Below are 14,517 nucleotides of genomic sequence, written 5' to 3' on the forward strand. Positions count from 1 at the left end.
CGGATGTCACTCGGCCAGATCAGGACGCCAATATCGAGCATCTGAACTTGCTCGTTGCGGCGATCACATCAGCTTGTCCAGCGTGATTGGCAGGTCCCGGATGCGCTTGCCGGTCGCGTTGTAGACGGCGTTTGCGACGGCCGCGGCGACGCCTGTGATGCCGATTTCGCCGATGCCACGCGCGCCCATGGGGGCTTGAGGATCGGGGCAATTTGTATAGAGGATCCTGATGTCAGGCACGTCCATCTGAACGGGCACATGATATTCGGCCAGCGACGCGTTGATGACGCGCCCCGAACGTTCGTCGAAATTGGTTTCCTCGGTCAACGCCATCCCCAGCCCCATGATGATACCGCCCTTGAACTGGCTCGTTGCGGTCTTGGCATTGAGGATCTGGCCTGCGTCGAATGAGCCGAGGAAGCGCGACACGCGGGTCTCGCCGGTGACTTCGCTCACTTTCACCTCGCAAAATTGCGCGCCGTAGGAATGCATCGAAAACGCCTCCACTTCGCTCGGCTGCGACGCCTGCGCCTCGCAGACGATGTCATGTCTGCCCGAGCGTCGAAGGATCGATTCATAGCTCTCGAAGCGCGACGCGTCGTCCTTGTGGACGATGCCGCCATTGCCGATCTCGACATCGCCCAACGTCAGCCCGGCAAGTGGTGAATCATTCCCGGCAAGCTTGATCAACTCTTCGGTCAACACCTCGGTGGCGGCGATGATTGCACCGCCGATGGAAGCAGTCTGCGTCGAGCCACCGGCGATCACCCCACGCGGCAACCTGCTGTCACCATGCTCGAACGTCACATGTTCGAGCGGGATCCCGAGGCGGACAGCGATATGCTGGGCCTGTGCTGTCGCGGTCCCCATTCCCATGTCGTGCACTGCCGTCGATACAGTGGCGCGGCCGTCGATCGTCAGCCGAATGCGCACGGCACCGCCCGGGAAACGGTAATAGGGGTAGGTTGCCGTCGCGCAGCCCATGCCAATCAGCCATTCACCGTCGCGCTGTTGGCCGGGCGTTTCGCTACGCCGATGCCAGCCGAATTCCTTGGCGCCATTTTCGTAAGCGGCAACGAGATGGCGAGAGGAGAAGGGTTTGCCGCTTGTCGGGTCCTGCCGGGGTTCGATACGACGGCGTAATTCGATCGGATCGAGACCGAGCTTTTCCGCCAACTCGTCAAGGGCGCATTCGAGCGCGAACGTGCCGACGGATTCGCCTGGCGCGCGCATGAAGGTATTCGCGAGCATGTCCATGTCAGCGACCTCCTGGGCCAGCCGAAATGTCTTGGCCGCGTAGAGATGGCGCGCAGGGAAGGTGAACTGTTCGGGACAGGAGTTGTGGCGCGTCATCGCGACAATGCCGGTATGGATCAGCGCCTCGAGCGAGCCGTCCGCATTTGCCCCGAGCGCAACCCGCTGTTCGGTTACAGTCCGACCGCCGACAATGCGGAAGACACCCTCCCGCGACAGCATGATGCGAACCGGCCGTTTGGCAAGCTTGGCGGCCGCACATGCCAGAATCTGATGATCCCAGAGACACTTGCCGCCGAAACCACCGCCCACGAAGGGCGAAGTGACGTGAACCTTGCCGGGGTCGATGCCGAAAATATCGGCCAACTGGCCGGTCGTGAGGTCGAGCAGCTGGCTCGCATCGTGAACCCTCAGCTCGTCGCCAGTCCAGGCGACGGTGGCCGCGTGCAGCTCGATCGCATTGTGATTATGCCTCGGCGTCCGGTAAATATGGTCGACCTGAACCGGCGCCTGTCTGAGCGCCGCCTCGGCATCGCCGATTTCCAGGATCGGCAGCTCGCCCAGCAGGGTGTCGAGCTGCCGCGGCTTCTTCTTGGCTTCGGCGAACGACGTGACGGCCGGCAGAAGCTCATATTCGGCAGCGATAAGGGAGGCCGCGTAGTCTGCTTCCTCCTGCGTTTCGCCGAGCACGACTGCAATCGGTTGACCGTTCCAGTGGATCTCGTCGTTTTGCAGGACGGGCAGGTCACTTGCGCCAGCCGCCGTCGGCGAAGACATCATCAGAGATGGTGCCTTCATGCGCGGCGCATTGCGATAGGTCATGACGAGCACGACGCCGGGCGCCTTTTCCGCCGCAGCTGTCTCGAGCCGGGTCAGGCGTCCGCGTGGAATGGTGCTGTAAGCAAGGGCCGCATAGCACAGATTTTCGTACGGCACCTCGGCTGCGAAACGTGCCTTGCCCTGCACCTTCAACGGACCGTCGATGCGCGAGATGGGCTGCCCGAGGGTACCGTGCTTGCCCAGCAGCGGGTCCGAGGTGACCGCTGGCTGCCAGCGGCCCGGCTTGGGATTCTGGAGGTCTGTTTGCCCGCTCATCCTTCTCGTCCCTTCAGTTCGCCAAGGACCGCAACGATGGTGCGTTTTGCCAGTTCGATCTTGAATTGGTTATCGCGCAGCGCGACCGCGCCTGCGAGCTCCGTCTCCGCCGCGGCACGAAAATTCTCCTCGTTGGCAACCCTTCCCTTGAGGGCCGCCTCGGCATTGAACGCCCGCCAGGGCTTATGTGCGACCCCGCCGAGCGCCAGGCGCACGTCGCGCACGGTTCCCTTCTCATCGACATCGAGCGCGGCGGCGACTGAAATGAGCGCAAAGGCATAGCTCGCCCGGTCGCGTACCTTCCGATATGTGGATCGCTGCGCGAACGGCAGCGGCGGGATTTCGATCGCGGTGATCAGTTCGTTCGCACGCAGCTCCGTTTCGATATCAGGGCGATCTCCTGGCAGGCGGTGCAGGTCAAGCAACGGTATCGCGCGTGCACCGGTCGGCCCATCGAGGTGGACCATGGCGTCAAGCGCGGCGAGCGCCACGCACATGTCCGAGGGGTGCGTGGCGACGCAGCTATCTGAGGCGCCGAGGATGGCGTGATAGCGATTGAAACCGTCCCGCGCGTCGCATCCGGATTGAACGTCTCTTTTGTTGCAGCGTGCCGCGGTGTCATAAAAATAGCGACAGCGCGTCCGTTGCAGGATATTGCCGCCGACTGTCGCCATGTTGCGGATTTGAGCGCTCGCGCCGGTGAGAATGGCACGAGACAGCATGGGGAACGCCGACCGCACGTACATATCGGTGGCGAGCGCAGTGTTTTTCACCGCCGCGCCGATCATCAGGGGGCCATTGGGGCGCTGTCCGATGACGCCAGGCAAGCCCGTGACGTCGACGAGCACTTCAGGCCGCTCGACCGTCTCGCGCATCAAATCCACGAGATTTGTGCCGCCGCCCAGATATTTCGCTGCTGCGTGACTGCTCGCCATCTTGATGGCCGCCGATGTGTCGGCTGCGTGCTGGTATGTGAACGGGTTCATGCGCGTACCCTCCGCTCAGCCGGTGAAATCTGCGAGGGGGACTCGTCCAGTTCTCCTCGGGAGTAAGACCCGGAGATTGCCTCGACAATGCCGTTATAGGCGCCGCATCGGCAGAGATTGCCGCTCATGCGTTCCCGCAGTTCCTCGCCGTCGAGCAAATAGTGCTCGGCTGAAAGATCCTTCGAAACCGCGCTCGGAAAATTCCGCCTGATCTCCCCCGCCATGCCGATGGCGGAACAGAGCTGGCCCGGTGTGCAGTAGCCACATTGCAGCCCATCATGATCGACAAAGGCCTGCTGCAGCGGATGGAGGGTGTCGCGACTGGCGAGCCCTTCGACTGTGGTAATGGATCGCCCTTGATACTGAACGGCCAACGCAAGGCACGAATTGATCCGCTCGCCATCGACGAGGACAGTGCATGCGCCACAAGCGCCTTGGTCGCACCCCTTTTTCGTACCGGTCAAACCAAGAGTGTTGCGAAGGAGATCGAGGAGCGAGGTTCTTATATCGGCGGAAACCTCAGTCGGCTCGCCGTTGATCGTAAACTGCATAAGCAGTCCTCCTTATGCCGAAGCAGGCGTTTTCATTCCACCTGAACTGACCTAGGGACACTCTAGAAAAATTCAAACGATTGGCTGGCCGAAGCCCACCATTTGTCTCCCCCGGCTGCCTCGATGAGGAGGTCGCCGCCGGTTGCCGAGAAGCAATCCGGCCTTCTTTCTGGCGGGCAATCAGCACTGAAAGCGTGGGGCATTGCCGCGCGTGGATCGATGGCTTCCAAAGCTTTTCAACCACTGCTATCTTAGTGATCTCGCATTCACCCTCACGACGGTGTTGGATTTGGGAAACCAGACTTCAGGAAGTCGAACAACGACCCCGCCGTTCTGGATAAAGAACCACAGAGTGCTCCTCATGGGGCTCTTCTGCGTTGCCGTCATGAGCGTCGTTATGCTGTCGGGGGCGCGCTATTGGCACGATCTCGTGACAGGCAGGGTAGATCCGGCGGTCCAGGATCAGAGTCTGTCCGCCCAACCGGCTGACGACGGAATTGCCGCGCCCGTCAGCGCACCATCATCCACGATGACCGGAACGCGCCTTTTCGATGCGCCGGTCTCTGAACTGACCGGCCAGTTCACGCGCACATGGCGCATTTCCGGACCTCAGATGTGCGCAGCGTTCCGGGACGCGGGCATTGAGGCGACGGAATGGCGCGCCGCGTCCATGCGCAGCGTCACCTACGAATGCTACTTTCAGCGCATTTACGAAAGAGACGAGATACGCCCCCTTCGCTCGACCTTCCTGCGCGTTCGAGGCAACGCATGGGGAGAGGTGCTTGAAATCAGCGGCAGAATTGTTGGGCCGACGACGGATGATCAAGGAAGCCTCGATCCCTCCCTCATGCGCATCTTCGAGGTTCTCGTCAGTCAGGTGAAGTGGGGCGATTTTCAGGACACGCTAGGCCCAATCCGGAAGCTCCTGGATGTCCGCTGCGAACGCTTCGGTGCATCTTTCGAATTCACACGAGAGCTGAGCCAGGACAATAGTTACAATTTCACGCTGGTCCTCTCCCAGGGCTCCAGCCAGCAGATTCGCACGCGAGCCTATTTCTCCCAGGACAGGTGGATGGCCAATCCGGACTACCGGAGGACGCGTCCTGTGCTTCCAATGCTGTCGAGCAGGTGATTCAAGGCGAGGCGCGGGGAGGGGGCTTAAGCGCTTGACCAGTCTCCGTTCCAATAGCAGCGCCGTAAACGGCTTGCCCAACCAACCGTTTCAAAGACCGCGGTCGACAAGGTGAACAGGTCGCGAATGACTTTGGAGTGTTGTGGAAAGCCGTTTCATCCCCATGACAGCAGCAATTGTTCGCAGTATCGACGGCCGTAGCGGCCAGTTCGAAGGGCCGACACGCAGCGTCGACGAAGTATTGGCGCGATAACAATGAAATCTACGCCTCCGACGATCGGAAACTCCGAAGAGCGGACGGGCGTGATCCAAGGGATGGGGCAAGCGATGAGTGAGACGGGTGGTTATTTTCCGCGTTGGCGGCTGAAGACGGAGGGACGTATTCTTCCTGACGAGCGGTTGCCGGCCGCACAGACGGTGGTGCTTGGCTTCCAGCATGTCGTGGCGATGTTCGGCTCGACCGTACTTGCCCCGATGATCATGGGATTCGACCCGAATGTGTCGATCCTGTTTTCCGGCATTTCGACGCTTATCTTCTTTACCGCTGTAGGCGGTCGCGTGCCTAGCTATCTCGGCTCGTCCTTCGCCTTCATCGGCCCTGTCCTGGTCGCGACTGCCGCTTCGGCAGGCGTCCCCAATCCGAACATAGCCTTGGCGCTTGGTGGCATCATCGCTGCCGGCGCGCTCTATACGCTGATCGGCATCATCACCATGCTTGCCGGCCATCGCTGGATCGAACGGCTGATGCCGCCGGTTCTGACTGGCGCGATCGTGGCTGCGATCGGCCTTGTGCTGGCGCCGATCGCGATTTCCAGCGCATCGGGCACAGGTCCGGCGAGCCCGGACGGCAGCCAACTGTCGCGTTGGGTCGCGCTCCTGACGGTGGCTGCGGTCGGCCTCATCGCCGTTTACGCGCCGGGAATGACGCGTCGCCTACCGATTCTCCTCGGCGGGGCGATCGCCTATGTCGTTTACCTGATACTCGCCAACGGCTTCGGCTTCGGCACGCCAGTTGATTTTTCGGGTGTCGCTACTGCGAGCTGGTTCGGCCTGCCACACTTCACCTCGCCGGTGTTTTCGGCGTCAGCTGTTACTCTGATTGCCCCCGTCGTCGTCATCCTCGTTGCGGAGAACCTCGGACATATCAAGGCAATCGGCGCAATGACGGGTCGCAATCTCGATCCGTATCTCGGCCGTGCCTTCATCGGCGACGGTCTGGCGACGATGTTTTCAGGCTTCTTCGGCGGCACGGGCATGACCACCTATGCAGAAAACATGGGCGTCATGGCGGTCACGCGGATCTTTTCGACGCTTGTGTTCCTGGTGGCTGCTTGTGTCGCAATTCTTCTCGGTTTCTCGCCGAAATTCGGCGCGCTCATCCAGACCATTCCGGGACCGGTCCTCGGCGGCCTGTCGATCGTCGTTTTCGGCCTCATTGCAGCGACCGCGGGCCGCATCTGGGTCGAAAACAAGGTGGACTTCTCCGAGCCGCGCAATCTCATCACCGTCGGTGTTGCGCTGGTGCTGGGCGCCGGCAACTTCAAGCTCGATGTCGCGGGCTTCACGCTCGACGGGATCGGTACCGCAACGATCGGAGCGATCGCGCTTTATCACGCGCTTGGTCTGACGCGCCGGCAGACCATCTGAAGGCGACGTGTTCCTTCTCTCGCGTCACTGAATGCCGGACTCTGTGCGAGCCAGAGCCGGCATGCTGCTCTCGCTCCCTTGTCATGCCGCAACAACGATATCTGCGCCTGATGCCAAGCGATCGGTTGGATTACTTCTAACTCGGCGTTAGGTGACAAAGGGTCAGCAAGGGGATCGTCCTTTGCCGCAGAGGGAGAGCATGGTGAAGACGCGATTTGCGATAGCCGCCGATGCCGCATTGGCACTGGCGAAGAACGGGGCAATGGTGCCTGAGAACCACGTTATGGTTGCTCCGACACTTCTGCGGTCCCAGGTGTTGTCGCAACTCTACTTCGCGGTGCGCAGCGGCGAACTGACGAAGAAAGAGGCTGACTTTCAGCTCGATTATCTTCGAGCGCTACGAATCCGGTTGCTTGGCGATCGCGTGCTGCAACGGCACGCATGGAATATCGCCAGCAAGCTCGATTGGCCGGACACCTATCGCGCCGAATACATCGCCGTAACCCAGCTTCAGGCAGATGCGCTGGTCACTCTCGACAGTGATCTCGCGAAAGCGGCGCGATCTTTCGTTCATGTCGCCTCATTGGACGATTTGCTGGGTACCGCCAGCTGACCCTCACGATCGATGCCAAACGTGAAGCGCAAATCTTCGACAACGCCGGGACGGTCGAGACCGCCGGCCCGGTCATTCCACCACGGTGGGAATATCGCTCTCGGTGTGACCGCGCAGAGATTTTTCCGGCATGAGGCAGAGGACAAGAAGCGATAACGCCATGGCTGCGCTACAGGCCAGGAAAATATAGGCGAAAGGCATTGCCGATGTGAGGGACGCACTTCCCCTCTGCAAGCTCTCGCCGCCGAGCGGCAGCCCGTTGCCGAGCGCGATGGCACCAAGAATGGCGACCCCCAAGGCTCCGCCCAGCGATCTGAGGAACGTCAGCACGCCCGTTGCAACGCCGAGATGCGCCTGATCCACCGCATTCTGGACGGAAATCGTGGCGACCGGAAATGTCATGCCAGTGCCGAACCCCGCGCCGACGGTCAGGAGCTCCAAGACAAGCAAGGACGATCGGCCGGTCAGAAGCGCCAGCACGGCAAGGCAGATCAAGCTGAAGAGGGCGCCGACAATGGCGATCATCTTGTAGCGCGCGACCCGTGGGATCGTGCGCCCGCTAAATGTCGCACCGGCGACGGCGCCGAGCAGCAGGCCGAGCATGGCAACGCCTGACGCGCCGGCGGAAAGGCCGTGGAACGATTGCATATAGACGGGAAGGTAGACCGACAGGCCAACATTGGCGGCCTGCGCCGTGAACATCGAAAGGGTGCCATATCGCACGATTGGATTGGCAAGAACGTCCAGCGAGATCAGCGGCTCGACGGCGCGCCGCAACCGCAAACCAAACATCGCCCAGAGAGCCGCGGAAGCACCCAGCAATCCGATTATCGTCGACGACAGCCACGAATAGTGGCTGCCACCCCAGTTGAGAGCGAGCAGCAGCACGGCCGTCGCGGCAACGAGGAGTGTTGCGCCGGCGGCATCGATACGGTGCGAACGCGCAGAGATCGGCAACTTCTTCAGCGGATTGTTGATGATGGCGAGCGCGACCAGCCCGAGCGGAATGTTGATCCAGAAAATCAGCGACCAGTGAAGATGCTGGGCGAAGGTACCACCCAACAGCGGTCCGGCGATGCTTGCCACCGCCCACGTGCCGGAGATCCAGGCGGCGTACCGTGCGCGCTCCCGTGGTGGCACCAGGTCGCCGATGACCGTCTGCGAAAGCGCAAACAAGCCGCCACCGCCGAGGCCCTGTACGGCGCGGCCGATAATCAGCAGCAGCATGTTGGGCGCAAGTGCGCTGATCAGGGATCCGATGAGAAAGATGATGATGGCCGCAAAGATGGTCGGGCGCCGGCCGCGAACATCCGAGATCTTTCCGTAAAGCGGCGCCATCGCGGTTGCTGTCAGGAGATAGCCGGTCACGATCCAGGGAAGGTAATCCGCATGCCCGAGCGCCTTGCCGATTGTCGGCATCGCAGGGGCAACGATCGTCTGGTCCAGTGCGGCGAGCAGCATGGACAGAAGGACGCCCGCGATGATGACGTTCTTTTCTCTCTCCGACAGTGGGGATGTTCTTGCGGCCGTCTCGTTGTGAGGGGTTGCCTCATTCATTTGTTCAGTCCTGTCTTTCCGGTGGTCGCGCAAGGCGTCAGTCGTGACGAAGCCCTACACCTGCCAGCAGAGGACGCCAACCCTTTGAGAGAGCGCGCTCGCTACTGAGGAGATATCAGAGAACCGTGGACAGTACCTCCGCGTCCCGCTTGTTTAGGCTTGGACGGTTGACCCTTCGTCGGGTGCTATGATCTTGTTGCCAGATTAGGTGCAGTTCGACGCGCTATCATTGCGTTCGATGCCGCATCGGGGAGCGACTGGCAGTGGGGCGTTTGGCATCTTGAATGTGCGTGAACCGCAAAGTGGCACCTCCGACATCAAACGATCGCGTGGCCGTCCGCCAGCTCAGGATGAAGCGGCGCGCCGAGCGCAGATAGTTGAGACAGCGCACGAAACGTTCGCGCAGCTGGGCTACGCCAGTACAACCACCGACATCGTTGCGTCGCGTTGTCAGATTTCGAAGCAGACGCTCTATCGTCTGTTTCCGAGCAAGGAGGAGTTGTTCATCGCTGCAACGATGACGCCCGCTCAGACCTTGCTCGACCTCCCTCGACCCACGCATGAAGACGTCGCGATAGAAGAGGTCATCGCGAGGATTTTCCGGATCGATAGCAGTACGGCGATCAAGGCCGGCCATGCCGCGCTGATTGTTGCCGTGGTGAACGAAATGCCGGAAGTTCCTGAGATGGTCAGGAAGCTGGCTCTCCGCGAGAGCCGCCACGCGAGGAATTGCCTTGCCGATTGGTTGCGGGGCGAGATGGCTAAGGGGACCCTGCGTATCGATAGCCCCGAAAGCGGCGCGCGATTGCTGATGGATATGATATTTGCGGGCGCATACCCGAGAGATGGGTGGGCTGACGAGGCGGCCAGGAGAGAACACCTGGGGAATTGTATCCGGTTTTTTCTGCGAGGGGCCTCGGCATCTTGATTTTGGGTACGGATAAGTACTACGCGTGATTGGCTTGATGGGAATGGGCGTTCATCCGAGGCGCTGCGGCCTGCGATGTCAAGCGCGGGAGGAACGATGGTAAGGCAGCGGCCGAAGCCTCCATTTTCAGAAGATGCCCTGCAGCGCGCGGTGTTCCGAGTCCTCAGGCCGCTGGTGCGGCTCTGTCTTGCAAGCGGCCTGAACTATGTCGCGTTTTCCGCACTCATGCGAAGGCTGTTCATCGATGTGGCCGAGAAAGACTTCGCGCTTCCCGACAAACAGCAGACCGACAGCCGCATATCCCTGCTCACCGGCATTCATCGCAAGGATGTGAGCCGTCTGCGTGAGAGCAGTTTGTCGGTCGATTCCTTGCCGACGCCGGCGTCTCGCACCAGCCGCATTGTTGCGCGATGGTTGGCCGACCCGCGTTGCTGCGATGAAACCGGGGTGCCGAAAGCACTGCCGCGGGTTTCGTCCAACGGCGAGTTCTCATTTGAAAACCTGGTGGGGGAAGTGACCAAAGACCTCCATGCGCGGGCCGTTCTCGACGAATGGCTCGACCGTGGCCTCGCGGTGCTCGACGAAAACGACCATGTGCAACTACGCGTCGATTCGCTCGTATCAAGCGCGGACACGCAAACCCGTCAGCACTATTTCACCCGCAACCTGCATGACCACGCGGCGGCGGCAGTTGAGAACATGCTTGCCGAGGTGCCGCCGTTCTTTGAGCGCGCGGTTCACTACAACAACATTTCCGACGCTCTCGCCAAGCGGCTGGAGGCGGCCGGCAGAGAGGAAGCCATGTCTATGTTGCTGCGGCTCAATCGCATGGCGAACCATGCTCTGGAAACGGACGCGGGCGGGAACCACCGTTGGATCGCAGGCGTGTACATGCTCCAGGCCGAAGACGACCAGCCAACGTCGAGATTGGGGACGGCGGAGGCCGACGAATGAAACGGCTGGACACATCGCGCCGCGGTTTCATGCAGGCAATCGCTTTCCTGCCATTCGCTTTTGCAGCAAAAGCCGCAGAAAAGCCGAAGCCGCATGACCACGGCATCGGGGGGACAGGCGCATATTTGCGCGGCGGCGACGATCAGGGTATCGGCGGCACCGGTATTGTTGGAACGATCACCGGCTTCGGCAGCATCATCGTCAACGGCGTGCGTGTGCCCTACGCGACCGACGTTCCTGTCTATATCGACGGCCGGCCCTCGAGTGCCGACAAGATGCGGCTGGGGCATGTGGTCCGGGTCTTGCTCAACGGCACGCAGGCGCAGTCGATTCACGTCACCAGCGAAGTGATCGGTCCGATCAGTGAGATCAAAAACACCCGGATCTATATTCTTTCCCAATCAGTCGATATCACGACGCTGGCGGATCGGCCGCGCTTCAGGCGTGGGCAGATGGTTGCGGTTTACGGCATCCGAAAGCCGGACGGTACAATCGTCGCAAGCCGCATAGAAGGTCGCCCGGCGTCCATAGCCCCAATTCTTCGCGGCATTGCCACACGACAGGATGGGGATCTCGCGATCTCAGGCTTTGGAATTGGTCGCCCAACGGCCGGACTTGTGGGCAGGCGCGTGGTTGTGACCTTCCTCAAGTCGGGTGGCACCTGGCGCCCCGGCAAGGTGAAGGCGGATGATATCGTTCCTGGGATGACGCACGGAACGGTCAATATCGAGACATTCGTCGAGAGAAACGGGTCCACCATGCGGACCGGCCTTGGTTTTCGTTTGAACGACAACAGGCTGCAGCCGTTCGGCAGAGGCGGACGTGCACTTCTCAACGTCCCGGTGGCTGGGGGCCACCTTGATCCGGGTCCAGGTGGCTTTGGTCGACCGGATGATCGGCCGCGCTTCAATAGAAGTGGACCTGGCGGACCCCCCGGCGGCTTCGATCGTCCAGACCCGGGCGCGTGGGGCGGACAAAATATGCCTGATATGCCGCCTCCCGGCGGACCCCGGAGAGCGCCTCCGGGCCGCCCACCACCACCGGGGCCGCCCCCTCGATAACGCCGGGGCTCAATTTGGCGCCAGATTGACAAATGGGTATTTTTCCCATTTATCGTATCCACGTGCTGCTTCAAGCAGGACGATGATTCGCGATCGAATGTCACTGCCCTGCCAGAAGGCGAGCTCATGCAAGTAGCTTACCCCTGTGACTGCCCCATAGATGGCCTTGATGCCGTCGACCCGATCATCACGTGGGAGAATCACGATGAGATTCTGGATATCTTCCGGCGAGCTGACAGCGTCGCGATGAAGGTTTCGGAGCTATGGCAGGTGCGGAAAGGCAGCCGCCTCAGGCAGGAGGATGTCGATTTCCTGATGGAGCTTTTGAGCCTTCAGGCTCGTTTATACGAGACCCTGTCGCAAGTATAAGCTCAGACTGGTTCCCTATGGCCTTGCCGCGGATCCGCCCCGTTCGCGTCTGCAAAGAGACCATCTATCGCTTAATTTACAGCAAGGAAGATTACGGGCTTGGCCTCTATCAATATCTGCCGGAAGCGCGTCGTAAACGTCGTCCACTACGCTCCAGGAAGCCGCGCGACGGTGCGTTTCCAGCCTCGCACAAATATCTCAACGCCCTGATTTTATTGGAGATAGGTCGCGGTTCGGGCATTGGGAGGGCGACCTCCTCATCTTTGAGCGTCCCCTTGGCCACGCCAATGTCACGTCCCTGGTGGAGCGCAAGAGGCGCTACACCGTCCTCATCAAGAATCCAAGCCGGCATTCTCGCCCGATCATGGACAAGATCATCAGAGCTTTCTCTCCCTTGCCGGCCTTCGCGCGTCAAAGAGTCACGTTTGATCGTGGTACCGAGTTTGCCGGATTCAGGGCTTTGGAAGAAGGGATCGGCGCACGTAGCTGGTTGTCTAATCGCGCATTGTCAGGCGAAGTGAGGAACTGACCCCCGCATTGCCTCAAGCAAAATGTTACCGATAGGGTTGATGCTCCCAACGGGGCACTGCAGATTTGCTGTCCCGGCTCGGGGGGCGGATGGCACGGCGGATCAGCATGGCGACACGGACGGAACTTGTTGAGGCAATCATCGAGCGATATCGATCTAGCAGTCGTGCGGATAAGCAGAGGATTCTCGACGAATTTGTTGCGGTAACTGGCCATCATCGCAAGCATGCGATCCGAGTGCTAGCTCGGCGCAAGCAGCCTTCACGCGGGCACAAGAATACGAGCCTCCGTTATGGCAGCGATGTTCGAGACGCGCTCGTTTTATTGTGGGAAGTATCAGAACGCCTGTGTTCTAAGCGGCTGAAGCCGCTGATACCCGTCTTGTTGCCTGCGCTTGAACGCCATGGCCGACTACGGCGATCTATGAGCCGCTTGATTCGGCTTCGGCCCGACGCAGAATTTCGTACGGGTCCGCGCCGATTGCTTTGGTGAGCATGATAAACTCTGCGGGGTCGAGTCGTCGCTCCCCGGTCTCAATTTTCGAAATGACTGTTTGACGTTGCCCTACCTGCCTTCCAAGCTCCGTCTGGGTAACGTTCGCTGCTCGCCGCGCCTCAACGAAGAGTTCAATCAGTCGTTTGTAAAAGCTACGATCGAACGAAGACAAAAAATATCGCCAGTTGAAATTTCACCAGCACTTCTGATAAAACCGATTTTCGAATACCCCAAAACGGGGTATTGTCCTGTCTTTCGCGCGACGCGCGATGACGGGAGAAGAATTGGATGGAGCTTCGCCAACTTTCACTATTCAAAGCTGTCGCCGAGGAGCTGCACTTCGGTCGTGCGGCGGCGAAGATGTGCATCGCCCAGCCGGCCTTGAGCAATCATGTCATGGCGCTGGAGAAGGAACTGGGTTGCCCACTGTTCATCCGCTCCACACGCCGGGTCGAGCTGACGAGGGCAGGGGCCACCTTCTATGATCGAGCCGTCCGGATCTTAAGCGAGATGGATCTGACCGCCGAGCTGACACGGGCCGCCGGCGGCAGCCGCATTCGTCAGATCAAGATCGGAACCGTCTATCCCGCCACGATGGGCATGCTGCCGGTGTTCCTGGGCAAGATCGCCCACAAGTTTCCAGATGTCCGCATTCATATCGCTTCGGGCAATACCAGCGATATCATCCGTGGTCTGGAGACAGGGCAGATCAATCTTGGCTTCATCCGCCCTGTCGAGAACATCGGATCATTGCGCTTCTTCTCGGTTGCCCATGAGAAGTACCTACTGGCGATCGCCGAAAGCAGTCCACTGGCTCTGCGCGACGAGATCTCGATCGAGGATCTGCGCGACCAGAAGATCATTGCCTTCAACCGGCAGAACCTCTCCTTCACCGAGCGCTATTTCAATGAGAAGTTCGAGGAATACGATCTGACGAAGAACATCGCCTATAGCTGCGATGACACCTATTCGCTTGTGTCACTCGTCTCCGCCGGTCTCGGTATCGGTTTTGCGCCGGAATGGACGAAGGACATTCCCAACCGCACCTTCGTCCTGAAGAAGGTGAGGGGGATCGATTTCAGGATTGGGCTCGGCATTGCCTGGAACCGGGAAGACCCGACCGCATCGCGCGATGACATCGTTGAGATTGCCAAGTCCATGGTGCGGGCTGCTCGGTGAGCAAGGGGTAAGGTCAAACCTGATAGTCATTTCACGCTCGAGTTTCCGCGTCGGCGACCTTTGATGTACGTCCACTTGCTTGTAGCATTTAAGCAAATTTGTGCGGCAGGAGTCGAGCGCAATGAGATCAAGACACCACAACGTCGAAGCCCACAGTCGGTCAGATGA

At 60.2% G+C, this 14,517-nt stretch carries 13 protein-coding genes and 1 pseudogene; 9 read left to right on the forward strand and 5 right to left on the reverse strand.

What is annotated here, in order from left to right; genetic code table 11:
- Positions 1-63: 63 nt before the first annotated feature.
- The 3 genes from A6U87_RS14085 to A6U87_RS14095 are packed head-to-tail and all read right to left on the reverse strand — an operon-like array spanning position 64 to position 3,886.
- Positions 64-2,349 (reverse strand): xanthine dehydrogenase family protein molybdopterin-binding subunit, encoded by a 2,286-nt coding sequence (locus tag A6U87_RS14085; RefSeq protein WP_065691879.1) that lies wholly within the window; start codon positions 2,347-2,349, stop codon positions 64-66.
- Entirely contained in the window at positions 2,346-3,335 is a 990-nt protein-coding gene (locus tag A6U87_RS14090; protein WP_065691880.1) for a xanthine dehydrogenase family protein subunit M, read from the reverse strand. Before A6U87_RS14090 ends, A6U87_RS14085 begins: the two co-directional genes overlap by 4 nt.
- A complete protein-coding gene (locus tag A6U87_RS14095; protein WP_083199375.1) occupies positions 3,332-3,886 on the reverse strand; it encodes a 2Fe-2S iron-sulfur cluster-binding protein in 555 nt (184 codons plus the stop codon). The genes A6U87_RS14090 and A6U87_RS14095 overlap by 4 nt, the downstream gene beginning before the upstream one ends.
- Positions 3,887-4,247: 361 nt before the next feature.
- Between A6U87_RS14095 and A6U87_RS14100 the strand changes: the two genes are divergently transcribed.
- The 3 genes from A6U87_RS14100 (at position 4,248) to A6U87_RS14110 (ending at position 7,278) form a co-directional block, all read left to right on the forward strand.
- A complete protein-coding gene (locus tag A6U87_RS14100; RefSeq protein WP_083199376.1) occupies positions 4,248-5,018 on the forward strand; it encodes a DUF6030 family protein in 771 nt (256 codons plus the stop codon).
- Between the two features lie 327 nt (positions 5,019-5,345).
- A complete protein-coding gene (locus A6U87_RS14105; RefSeq protein ID WP_065692220.1) occupies positions 5,346-6,665 on the forward strand; it encodes a solute carrier family 23 protein in 1,320 nt (439 codons plus the stop codon).
- A 199-nt stretch (positions 6,666-6,864) separates the two neighbouring features.
- Positions 6,865-7,278, forward strand: coding sequence for a type II toxin-antitoxin system VapC family toxin (locus A6U87_RS14110; RefSeq protein ID WP_065691881.1), 414 nt, complete (start codon positions 6,865-6,867; stop codon positions 7,276-7,278).
- A 72-nt stretch (positions 7,279-7,350) separates the two neighbouring features.
- Here the strand turns inward: A6U87_RS14110 and A6U87_RS14115 are convergent, their stop codons facing one another.
- Positions 7,351-8,835: an MDR family MFS transporter gene (locus tag A6U87_RS14115; RefSeq protein WP_065691882.1), complete on the reverse strand. Its 1,485-nt coding sequence runs from the start codon at positions 8,833-8,835 to the stop codon at positions 7,351-7,353.
- Positions 8,836-9,121: 286 nt separating this feature from the next.
- Here A6U87_RS14115 and A6U87_RS14120 point away from each other — a divergent pair, with 286 nt between their 5' ends.
- From A6U87_RS14120 to A6U87_RS29300, 5 genes and pseudogenes are all read left to right on the forward strand, one after another.
- Positions 9,122-9,763, forward strand: a complete 642-nt coding sequence (locus A6U87_RS14120; RefSeq protein ID WP_065692221.1) for a TetR/AcrR family transcriptional regulator — start codon at positions 9,122-9,124, stop codon at positions 9,761-9,763.
- A gap of 96 nt (positions 9,764-9,859) precedes the next feature.
- Positions 9,860-10,717, forward strand: coding sequence for a DUF6502 family protein (locus A6U87_RS14125; protein WP_065691883.1), 858 nt, complete (start codon positions 9,860-9,862; stop codon positions 10,715-10,717).
- Positions 10,714-11,778, forward strand: a complete 1,065-nt coding sequence (locus A6U87_RS14130; protein WP_065691884.1) for a DUF5666 domain-containing protein — start codon at positions 10,714-10,716, stop codon at positions 11,776-11,778. Before A6U87_RS14125 ends, A6U87_RS14130 begins: the two co-directional genes overlap by 4 nt.
- A 126-nt stretch (positions 11,779-11,904) precedes the next feature.
- A complete protein-coding gene (locus tag A6U87_RS14135) occupies positions 11,905-12,147 on the forward strand; it encodes a hypothetical protein (RefSeq protein ID WP_065691885.1) in 243 nt (80 codons plus the stop codon).
- A 44-nt stretch (positions 12,148-12,191) separates the two neighbouring features.
- Positions 12,192-12,637, forward strand: a pseudogene (locus tag A6U87_RS29300) (IS30 family transposase); the annotation flags it as partial.
- Between the two features lie 459 nt (positions 12,638-13,096).
- Here the strand turns inward: A6U87_RS29300 and A6U87_RS30685 are convergent.
- A complete protein-coding gene (locus tag A6U87_RS30685) occupies positions 13,097-13,342 on the reverse strand; it encodes a helix-turn-helix domain-containing protein (protein WP_065691886.1) in 246 nt (81 codons plus the stop codon).
- Positions 13,343-13,458: 116 nt separating this feature from the next.
- Here A6U87_RS30685 and A6U87_RS14145 point away from each other — a divergent pair, with 116 nt between their 5' ends.
- Complete coding sequence (locus A6U87_RS14145) at positions 13,459-14,349, forward strand: LysR family transcriptional regulator (RefSeq protein WP_065691887.1); 891 nt, start codon at positions 13,459-13,461, stop codon at positions 14,347-14,349.
- The last annotated feature ends 168 nt before the right edge of the window (positions 14,350-14,517 follow it).

The organism is Rhizobium sp. AC44/96 (assembly GCF_001692185.1).
In the GTDB taxonomy this organism is placed as follows: domain Bacteria; phylum Pseudomonadota; class Alphaproteobacteria; order Rhizobiales; family Rhizobiaceae; genus Rhizobium.